Origin of the sequence: Mycolicibacterium vaccae NBRC 14118 = CIP 105934 (genome assembly GCF_001552715.1) — a bacterium.
Classification (GTDB): domain Bacteria; phylum Actinomycetota; class Actinomycetes; order Mycobacteriales; family Mycobacteriaceae; genus Mycobacterium; species Mycobacterium vaccae.
Map to the genome: position 1 here is coordinate 17872 of NZ_BCRS01000077.1, position 9942 is coordinate 27813.

General features: G+C 68.4%; 9 protein-coding genes. 6 read left to right on the forward strand and 3 right to left on the reverse strand.

The annotated features are described in order from the left end of the window. Positions 1-22: 22 nt before the first annotated feature. The 3 genes from MVA01S_RS16045 to MVA01S_RS16055 all read left to right on the forward strand — a co-directional run bounded on the left by MVA01S_RS16045 (position 23) and on the right by MVA01S_RS16055 (position 3039). The gene (locus MVA01S_RS16045) at positions 23-544 is read left to right on the forward strand and encodes an Lrp/AsnC family transcriptional regulator (RefSeq protein WP_003929322.1); all 522 of its coding nucleotides are present in this window, start codon (positions 23-25) and stop codon (positions 542-544) included. Further along, the gene (locus MVA01S_RS16050; RefSeq protein ID WP_003929321.1) at positions 541-1929 is read left to right on the forward strand and encodes an aspartate aminotransferase family protein; all 1389 of its coding nucleotides are present in this window, start codon (positions 541-543) and stop codon (positions 1927-1929) included. Before MVA01S_RS16045 ends, MVA01S_RS16050 begins: the two co-directional genes overlap by 4 nt. 96 nt (positions 1930-2025) lie before the next feature. Beyond that, positions 2026-3039, forward strand: coding sequence for an SMP-30/gluconolactonase/LRE family protein (locus MVA01S_RS16055; protein WP_003929320.1), 1014 nt, complete (start codon positions 2026-2028; stop codon positions 3037-3039). Here MVA01S_RS16055 and MVA01S_RS16060 read toward each other — a convergent pair. Next, positions 3029-3853, reverse strand: coding sequence for an alpha/beta fold hydrolase (locus MVA01S_RS16060; RefSeq protein ID WP_003929319.1), 825 nt, complete (start codon positions 3851-3853; stop codon positions 3029-3031). The genes MVA01S_RS16055 and MVA01S_RS16060 overlap by 11 nt on opposite strands. Positions 3854-4091: 238 nt before the next feature. On the opposite strand from MVA01S_RS16060, the gene MVA01S_RS16065 reads away from it, so the two are divergent. Further along, entirely contained in the window at positions 4092-4523 is a 432-nt protein-coding gene (locus MVA01S_RS16065) for an Hsp20/alpha crystallin family protein (protein WP_003929318.1), read from the forward strand. 33 nt (positions 4524-4556) lie between these two features. On the opposite strand, the gene MVA01S_RS16070 is transcribed toward MVA01S_RS16065, so the two are convergent. Beyond that, positions 4557-5417 (reverse strand): helix-turn-helix transcriptional regulator, encoded by an 861-nt coding sequence (locus MVA01S_RS16070; RefSeq protein ID WP_003929317.1) that lies wholly within the window; start codon positions 5415-5417, stop codon positions 4557-4559. A 61-nt stretch (positions 5418-5478) separates the two neighbouring features. Here MVA01S_RS16070 and MVA01S_RS16075 point away from each other — a divergent pair, with 61 nt between their 5' ends. Then, the gene (locus MVA01S_RS16075; RefSeq protein WP_003929316.1) at positions 5479-7167 is read left to right on the forward strand and encodes an AMP-binding protein; all 1689 of its coding nucleotides are present in this window, start codon (positions 5479-5481) and stop codon (positions 7165-7167) included. Beyond that, entirely contained in the window at positions 7167-8804 is a 1638-nt protein-coding gene (locus MVA01S_RS16080; RefSeq protein ID WP_003929315.1) for an AMP-binding protein, read from the forward strand. Before MVA01S_RS16075 ends, MVA01S_RS16080 begins: the two co-directional genes overlap by 1 nt. A gap of 341 nt (positions 8805-9145) precedes the next feature. Here MVA01S_RS16080 and MVA01S_RS16085 read toward each other — a convergent pair. After that, positions 9146-9942: metallophosphoesterase (locus MVA01S_RS16085; protein WP_060941638.1), on the reverse strand; the 797-nt coding region annotated here is incomplete at its 5' end.

A 9942-nucleotide genomic window follows, 5' to 3' on the forward strand; every position in this document is an offset into this window, starting at 1 on the left:
GATTCCGTGCACAATCACTGGCATGGCCAACCCGGGGATACCGCACGCCGTCGGTCCCGTCTCGTTCCGCGTGAGTGAATCCCGCCCGGGCGCCGCATTCCAGCTCGACGAGCTGTCGAAGGCCATCATCGAGAAACTGCAGCAGGACGGTCGGCGCTCGTACGCAGGCATCGGAAAGGCCGTCGGCCTGTCGGAGGCGGCGGTGCGCCAGCGGGTGCAGCGCATGGTCGACGCCGGCGTGATGCAGATCGTCGCGGTCACCGATCCGATGCAGCTCGGCTTCGCGCGGCAGGCGATGATCGGCATCAAATGCACCGGCGACACCACCAAGATCGCCGAGAAGCTCGCCACCATGGACGCCGTCGACTACGTGGTGCTCACCGCAGGATCGTTCGACGCCATCGCCGAGGTCGTCTGCGAGGACGACGACCACCTGCTGGAACTTCTGAACACCCAGATCCGCGCCTTGCCGGGAGTGATATCAACCGAAACCCTTGTTTACTTGAGACTTGTTAAACAGCAATACAATTGGGGTACACGATGACGATCATTTCCGAAACCGAACAGACGGCCACCTCCGATCTGGCAGCCAAGGCCAACCGTCACCTCTGGGGCCACTTCGCCCGCCACGGCGCCGGCATCACGCCACCGATCATCACCCGTGGTGAGGGTGTGCACATCTGGGATGACAAGGGCCGCAAGTACATCGACGGCTTGTCGGGTCTGTTCGTGGTCCAGGTGGGCCACGGCCGCAAGGAGCTCGCCGAGGCCGCCGCCAAGCAGGCCGAGAAGCTGGCGTTCTTCCCGCTGTGGTCCTACGCCACCCCGACGGCGATCGAATTGGCCGAGCGTCTCGCAGGTTACGCGCCAGGGGACCTGAACCGGGTGTTCTTCACCACCGGCGGCGGCGAGGCCGTCGAGAGCGCCTGGAAGCTGGCCAAGCAGTACTTCAAGCTGACCGGCAAGCCGGGCAAGCACAAGGTGGTGTCGCGGGCGATCGCCTATCACGGCACGCCCCAGGGCGCCCTGTCGATCACGGGTATCCCGGCCTTCAAGGCTCCGTTCGAACCGTTGGTGCCCGGCGGTTTCCGCGCGCCGAACACCAACTTCTACCGTGCGCCGGCCGAATATGCCCACGACGAAAAGGTTTTCGGCCGTTACTGCGCCGACCGCATCGCCGAGGCCATCGAGTTCGAGGGCCCCGAAACCGTCGCCGCGGTATTCCTGGAACCGGTGCAGAACGCCGGCGGCTGCTTCCCTCCCCCACCCGGGTATTTCGAGCGGGTCCGCGAGATCTGCGACGAGTACGACGTGCTGCTGGTCTCCGACGAGGTGATCTGCGCCTACGGCCGCATCGGTTCGATGTTCGCGTGCAACGATTTCAACTACGTGCCGGACATCATCACCTGCGCCAAGGGCCTGACGTCGGGCTACTCCCCGATCGGCGCGATGATCGCCAGCGACCGGCTCTTCGAGCCGTTCAACGACGGACAGACCGTGTTCGGGCACGGCTACACCTTCGGCGGACACCCGGTGTCGTCCGCTGTCGCGCTGGCCAACCTCGACATCTTCGAGCGTGAGGGCCTCAACGACCGCGTGAAGCAGAACGCCCCGGCGTTCCGCGCGACGCTGGAACAGCTGCTGGACCTGCCGATCGTCGGCGACGTCCGTGGCGAGGGCTACTTCTACGGCATCGAACTCGTCAAAGATAAGACCACCAAGGAGACGTTCAACGACGAGGAGTCCGAACGGCTGCTTCGCGGCTTCCTGACCCCGGCGCTGTGGGAGGCCGGCCTGTACTGCCGCGCCGATGACCGCGGCGACCCGGTCGTCCAGCTGGCCCCGCCGCTGATCAGCGGGCAGGCCGAGTTCGACGCCATTTACGACGTGCTGCGCAACGTACTCACCGAGGCGTCAGCCCGGATGTGACCCGCTGCCGCCGAGATTGCGTTCAGCGCGGGAATTCCCGGCCAGGGACCGCGTGGAATGCGATTTCGGCGGGGCTCGGGCGCTAACGTCGGCACCATGCAGACGGCCAAGCCGACGATCGACCCGGTGCGGTGGCATCCACCGCCGGTGCAGGCGCTACCGGAGTTCGGCGCCGCGGCGGTGACACTGGTGCCGGTCCCCGGCGGGGAGCCCGAGGACGTCGTCGCCGACGCGGACGGCAACCTGTGGACCGGGGCCCTCGATGGCGGCATCGTGCGGTTGCGGCCCGACGGCAGCTCGCCGGAGGTGATCGCCAACACGGGCGGGCGCCCGCTCGGATTGACGTTCGCGCGTGACGGCCGACTGCTGGTGTGTGACAGCCCGCGCGGACTGCTCGCGCTCGACACCACGACCGGCCGGATCGAGACGCTGGTCGACTCGATCGCCGGCCGCCCACTGATCTTCTGCTCCAATGTCACCGAAACCGCTGACGGCGCAGTATATTTCACGGAGTCAACGACGGCCTTCACGGTGGGCCACTACCTCGGCGCGATCCTGGAGGCACGCGGCCGTGGCGCGCTTCACCGCCTCGATCCCGACGGCTCGGTGACGACGGTCGTCGACGGCCTGTACTTCGCCAACGGAGTGACGCCGACGTCCGACGGTTCGGCGCTGGTGTTCGCCGAGACGCAGGGCCGCCGGTTGTCGAAGTACTGGCTGACCGGCCCGCAGGCGGGCAACGTGACCCCGCTCGCGGTGAATCTTCCTGCGATGCCGGACAATCTGTCGACCGGCGCGGACGGCCGGATCTGGTGTGCGATGGTCACCCCGGCCAATCCGCTGGCCGACCGGCTGGCCGCAGGCCCACCCGGGGTGCGGAAAGCCCTGTGGCGGCTGCCTTCCCGGCTCCAGCCGAAGCCGAAGGCGGTGGTGTGGGTGACGGCATTCGACCCGGACAGCGGCGTCGCGGTCGCGGGCATGCACACCACCGATCCCCGGTTCAGCATGGTGACCGGCCTGGTCGAGTCCGGCGAACGGCTCTGGATGGGCAGCATCGGCTCTGCCCACCTCGGCTGGATCCCCGTGCCCCGCCACGAGGTCAGCTCCTGAGGAACTCCAGCAGATCGGCGTTGACGACGTCGGCCTGCGTGGTCGGCATGCCGTGCGGAAAGTCCTTGTAGGTCTTCAGCGTTCCGTTCTGCAGCAGCTGCGCCGACTTCGGGCCCGCCGCCGCGTACGGCACGATCTGGTCGTCCTCGCTGTGCATCACCAGCACCGGCACGGTGATCTTCTTGAGGTCTTCGGTGAAGTCGGTCTGGGAGAACGCGACGATGCCGTCGTAGTGCGAGTACGCGTCGCCCATCATCCCCTGGCGCCACCAGTTCGCGATCACTGCCTCCTGAGGTTCCACTCCCGGGCGGTTGAACCCGTAGAAGGGGCCCGCGGCCAGGGTGCGGTAGAACACCGATCGGTTGGCGGCTAGTTGCGCCTGCAGATCGTCGAAGGCCTCCTTGGGCGTGCCCTCGGGGTTGGCCTCGGTACGGACCATCAGCGGCGGCACCGCGCTGATCAGCGCCGCCTTGGCGACCCGGCTCTCGCCGTGCCGGGCGAGGTAGCGCACCACCTCACCGCCGCCGGTGGAATGGCCGATGTGGATCGCGTCGTGCAGATCCAGGTGAGCGGTGAGGTCGGCCAGATCGTCGGCGTAGTGGTCGAGGTCGTGCCCGTCGGGCGTCTGGGTGGACCTGCCGTGGCCGCGGCGGTCGTGGGCGATGACCCGGTAGCCGTGCTGCAGGAAGAACAGCATCTGGTTGTCCCAGTCGTCGGAGGACAGCGGCCAGCCGTGGCTGAACACGATGGGCTGGCCGGACCCCCAGTCCTTGTAGAAGATGTCGGTGCCGTCGGCGGTGGTGTGTATGGTCACCGGCCCACTCTGGCAGCTCCTGTCGCTTCCGGCATTGCTTCCGGCACGCCGGCGATCACCACGTGATTACGACCGCCATCGGGTTTGAGAAATATGAGGTGGGTCACACTGAGTATGCCGGGCGCTGCCGTGGGCCCCGAAGGGCCACGGACCGAGGGACGAGACCTTCGCCGCTGCGCCGGCCTCGGAATAACCGACTCCGGGGCGAATGACGTCGCCTCGACTATTGGAGGACCCCATGAGCAATGTTCCCGCTCAGCGCACCCGCTCGCTGTTTCCCGACCTCGCCGAGTTCTTCTCCGGCCTGCCTGCGTGGAGTGGTGTGCGACCGCTGTTGGACACCAACTTGATGCGACTGGAAGAAGAGGTGAGCGACGGAAAGTACGAAGTGCGCGCCGAGATCCCGGGTGTCGATCCGGCCAAGGACATCGACATCTCGGTCAACGACGGGCGGCTGACCATCAAAGCCGAACGCACCGAGAAGAGCGAGCAGACCGGACGCTCGGAGTTCAGCTACGGATCGTTCACCCGGACCATCACGCTGCCCAAGGGGGCGGATGAGGACGCTGTGAAGGCCAACTACGACAAGGGAATCCTCACCGTGACAGTCCCGGTGGCCAAGGAAGAGCCCCGCGCCAAACGGATCGAGATCGAGTCGAAGTCGTCCTGACAGGTCGCGCTGCCGCTTCCGGCGGGCCGGCGTTCACGGGATCAGACGCAGCTGCCTGGCCCTGGACACCGCCTCGTAGCGGGTGCGGGTCCCGAGCTTGGTGGCCGCGCTGCGCAGATAGCTCTTGACCGTCTCGGTCTTGAGCGAAAGCCGTTGCGCCGCCTCGGCGTTCGTGCAGCCCAGGGCGACCTGGGCCAGCACGTCGAGTTCCCGGCGGGTCAGCGGTGCCGTCCCGGCGGCCTCGTCGCCGGTGCCGGACAACTTGTCGGCCAGGACCCGCAGTCGCTCCTGCAGCCCGGCCGGCGCCTCACCGGCCAGCCGACGCAACTCGGCGTGCACGGCACGCACCTGCTCGGCGTCCACCCCGCCGTCACCGTGGCCTACGGCCTGGCTCTCGCGCAGCCGCAACCGCCGGTCCACCTCGTCGCGGATGCGGAACTCCTCGCCGAGCTTGCGCGCCGACTCCAGGACCAGATCGGTGACCCGCCCGCCGAACGGGGCGCCGCTGCGGTACGCGCCGTAGAGCATCGCCCGCGCCCGGCCGTCGACCAGGACCGGCACCGCGAGCACCGACTGGATGCCCTCCGACAGCACCGGCCCGTCGTAGTCGTGGGTGATGCCTGCGGCGTTGCGGTAATCGGCCACCGACAGCGGCCGGGCGGCGACCATGCTGGCCCCGCCCAGTCCCGAGTTGGGCCGCACCGCCAGTCCGCGCAGCCCGGAGGTGCGCACACCGAGGTACTCGGTGATCACCAAGGTGTCGCCGTGCACCTCGCCGCCGAACATCACCGGGACCTCACCGAGCAGCGCGACCCGCCGCAACTCCGCGCGCAGCGCGTCGGAGTCGCGCGGGCGCAGCAGCGGCGACGAGACGGACCGCGACGAGACGGACATTCGGGCTCTACCCTCTTTCGGGGGTGGTGGGCGGACAACTGTGACCTAGATCCTATTAGGCATGGCGACCAACACCGATCTCTTCCGCAGCGCCCGCGACCACCTGGTCGACGTGATGGCCGACTACCGCAAGGCCGTGGACACCTTCGAGTGGCCACCGATCAGCGGATCCTTCAACTGGGCCACCGACTGGTTCGACGCGATCGCCCGCGGCAACGACCGGCTCGCGCTGTGGATTGTCGAGGAGGACGGCAGCGAGCAGAAGGTGACGTTCGACGAGATGGCCCGCCGCTCCGACCAGGTCGCGACGTGGTTGCACGGCCTCGGCGTCGGCGCAGGCGACCGGGTCATCCTGATGCTGGGCAACCAGGTCGAACTGTGGGAGTCGATGCTGGCGGTCGCCAAGCTCGGCGCGGTGATCATGCCCACGACCGGGGCGCTGGGCCCCGACGACCTGGCCGACCGAATCGGCCGCGGCGGCGCGCGCTTCGTGATCGCCAACGCCGCCGACGCCGCCAAGTTCGCCGACGTGCCCGGCGACTACGCACGCATCGCCGTCGGTGACCCGGTCCCCGGCTGGCAGACCTACGCCGACGCCGACACCGCGCCGGCGCACCCCCACGACCCGCAGACCGCCACCGACGACCCGCTGCTGGTGTATTTCACCTCCGGCACCACCAGCAAGCCCAAGCTCGTCGAGCACTCGCAGATCAGCTACCCGGTCGGACACCTGACGACGATGACGTGGATCGGCGTGCGCCCGGGCGATGTCCACCTGGCGATCAGCTCACCGGGCTGGGCCAAGCACGCGTGGAGCTGCTTCTTCGCCCCGTGGATCGCCGAGGCCACGATCTTCGTCTACAACTACCGCCGGTTCGAGGCCGCCGCACTGCTGCACCAGATGCGCCGGGCCGGAGTCAACACGTTCTGCGCGCCGCCGACGGTGTGGCGCATGCTCATCCAGGCCGACCTGGGCGAGCGGCCCGACGGACTGCGCGAAGTGCTCGGGGCCGGCGAACCGCTCAACCCCGAGGTGATCGGCGCCGTGGAACGCGCATGGGGGCTGACCATCCGCGACGGGTTCGGCCAGACCGAGACCACGCTGCAGATCGGCAACACCCCGGGCCAGCCGGTCAAGGCCGGCTCGATGGGCCGGCCGATGCCCGGCGTGCCCGTGGTCCTGGTGGACCCGCTGACCGGTGAGCTCGCCGACGAGGGCGAGATCTGCCTGGACCTGAGCCGGGCCCCGCTGAACCTGATGACCGGTTACCTCGGCGACGACGACCGCAACGCACTGGTCATGCGCGACGGCTACTACCACACCGGCGACGTCGCCTGCCGCGACGGCGACGGCTACATCACCTACATCGGCCGCACCGACGACGTGTTCAAGTCCTCGGACTACAAGGTGTCACCGTTCGAGCTGGAGAGCGTGCTCATCGAGCATCCGGCGGTCGTCGAGGCCGCCGTCGTGCCCCAGCCCGACGACACCCGGCTGGCGGTGCCGAAGGCCTACGTCAGCCTGGCCGAGGGTTGGAATCCCGACTCCGACACCGCACGAGCCATCCTGGAGTACTCCCGCGATCATCTCGCGCCGTATCTGAAGGTGCGCCGCCTGGAGTTCTTCGAGCTGCCCAAGACGATCTCGGGCAAGATCCGCCGGGTGGAACTGCGTCGCCGCGAGGACGACGCGCACCGGGCGGGACAGAGGATCGACACCGAGTACCGCTACGAAGACCTGGTGCAGTGATGAACGGCTCCTACGACGCCGGGCCGACCGACGTCCCGATCCTCGAGGAGACGATCGGCGCCAACTTCGAGCGGATCGCCGCGGCCCATCCCGATCTGGACGCGCTCGTCGACGTCGCCGGCGGCCGGAGCTGGACCTACGCCGAACTCGATCGCGAGATCGACACGGTGGCAAAAGGTTTGATATCCCTGGGGATCGAAGTCGGCGACCGGGTCGGCATCTGGGCGCCGAACTGCCCCGAATGGACGATCGTGCAATACGCGACGGCCAAGATCGGCGCGATCCTGGTCAACATCAACCCCGCCTACCGGACCCACGAGCTGCGGTACGTCCTGGATCAGTCCGGGGTGTCCACGCTGGTCTCGGCGACCGCGTTCAAGTCCTCGGACTACGTCGCGATGGTCGACGAGGTGCGCCCGGAAGTCGCTGCGCTGCAGCGTGTCCTGTACATCGGCAGCCAGGACTGGGATGACCTGCGCGCCCGCGCCGACCAGGTCGGGGACGCCCAGCTGCGCGCCCGGTCCGCCGGACTGTCCAACCGCGACCCCGTCAACATCCAATACACCTCGGGGACAACCGGTTTCCCGAAGGGTGCGACGCTGTCACACCGCAACATCCTCAACAACGGCTTCTTCGTCACCGAGCAGATCCGGCTGCGGCCCGGGGACCGGTTGTGCATCCCGGTGCCGTTCTACCACTGCTTCGGCATGGTGATGGGCAACCTCGGCTGCACCACCCACGGCGCGACGATGGTGATCCCGGGCCCGTCGTTCGACCCGGCACAGACCCTGCAGGCGATCGAATCCGAGAGATGCACCGCGGTGTACGGGGTACCGACGATGTTCATCGCGATGCAGAACCACGCCGACTTCGCAGAACGGGATCTGTCGTCGCTGCGGACGGGCATCATGGCCGGCGCGGTGTGCCCGGTCGAGGTGATGAAGCGCTGCGTCGAGGACATGCACATGTCGGAGATCGCGATCGCCTACGGCATGACCGAGACGTCACCGGTGTCCTGTCAGACGCTGATCGACGACGACCTGGAACGCCGGACGTCCTCGATCGGGCGGGCGCACCCGCACGTCGAGGTCAAGATCGTCGACCCGGAGACCGGCGAGATCGTCGAGCGCGGCGCCGCCGGGGAGTTCTGCACCCGCGGCTACTCGGTGATGCTCGGCTACTGGGACGACGACGACAAGACTCGCGAGGCCGTCGACGCCGACGGCTGGATGCACACCGGAGACCTGGCGGTCATGCGGCCCGACGGCTACTGCAACATCGTCGGGCGCATCAAGGACGTGGTGATCCGCGGCGGGGAGAACATCTACCCGCGCGAGATCGAGGAGTTCCTCTACACCCATCCCGACATCGAGGACGCCCAGGTGATCGGGGTGCCCGACGAGCGGTACGGCGAAGAGGTGTGCGCGTGGATCCGGATGCGGCCGGGCCGGGCCGCGCTCGACGCGGACGCGGTGCGGGAGTTCGCCGCCGGCAAGCTGGCCCACTACAAGATCCCGCGCTACGTCCACGTGGTCGACGAATTCCCGATGACGGTGACAGGGAAGGTCCGCAAGGTCGAGATGCGCGAGTCCAGCGCCCGCATGTTCGCCGCGCCGGTGTCCACCCAGACGCCCTAGGCGCGGAAAAGGGGCGCCCCCACCACCAGGGGCGCCCCCTCCCCGCGCAACTACACCCGCCGCAAGGGCGGTGCAGGCGTCGGTATTCGGGACTGGAACGCGGGATGCCTGCGCATCGCTTCCTCACGTTCGCGCGAGCGGTGTTGTGCCGCACGGAAAGCCGGGTGGCTGTCGAGGCGCACCACCGATGCCGTCTTCGTCGTCCTCAGTCTTCCCGCCAGCATTGCCGTCAACGTTCCTCCCGCGAAGTCCCTGGTCACCACAGGGTGCGGACCCCAGCTGAGCGTTACCGTCGGAGTTGACCGTGAACTGGCTGAGAATTACCCCGGCGCGCGGCCCCGCTAAACCTCGTCGACCCGCAGGTTCAGCAGGCTGATGTCCGGCGGCGCCCCCACCCGCACGGGCGGCCCCCAGAATCCGGCCCCGCGGGTGACGTAGAGCTGGGTGTCGCCGACCCGCGACAGCCCGGCCAGCGCCGGCTGCGCCAGGGCGACGGCGTAGTGAAACGGCCACATCTGACCGCCGTGGGTGTGTCCCGACAGCTGCAGATCGACCCCGCGCTCGGCGGCGCGGCTGACCTCGACCGGCTGGTGGGCCAGCAGGATGGTCGGGTCCTGCGGGTTCAACCCGGTGAGCGCGCGGTCGAAATCCGGTGCGTCGGAGTGCTGCGCGCCGGCGATGTCGTTGACCCCCGCCAGATCGAATCCGGCCGCCCCGCGCCGGATCCGGGTGTTCTCGTTGCGCAGCGGTTGCAGGCCGAGCCGTTCCAGCTCGCGGATCCACTCGTCGGTGTCGTCGACGAAGTACTCGTGGTTGCCGGTGACGAAGAATGCGCCGTCGCGGGTCTGAAGGTCCTGCAACGGCGCCGCGGCGGCGCCCAACTCGGCAACCGTGCCGTCGACGACGTCGCCGACCACCGCGACCAGATCGGGTTCGGCCTCGTTGATGATCCGCACGATCCGTTCGGTGTGCGCCCTGCCCAGCAGCGGGCCGAGGTGGATGTCGGAGACCACCGCGATGCGATAGCCGTCGAACGCCCGGTCCAGCCGCGGTAACCGGACCGGCACCCGCAGCAGCTGCGGTGGCCCCAGCGCGGTCGCGGCGCCGGTACCGACCAGGCCGACGGCCGCCGCGCCTG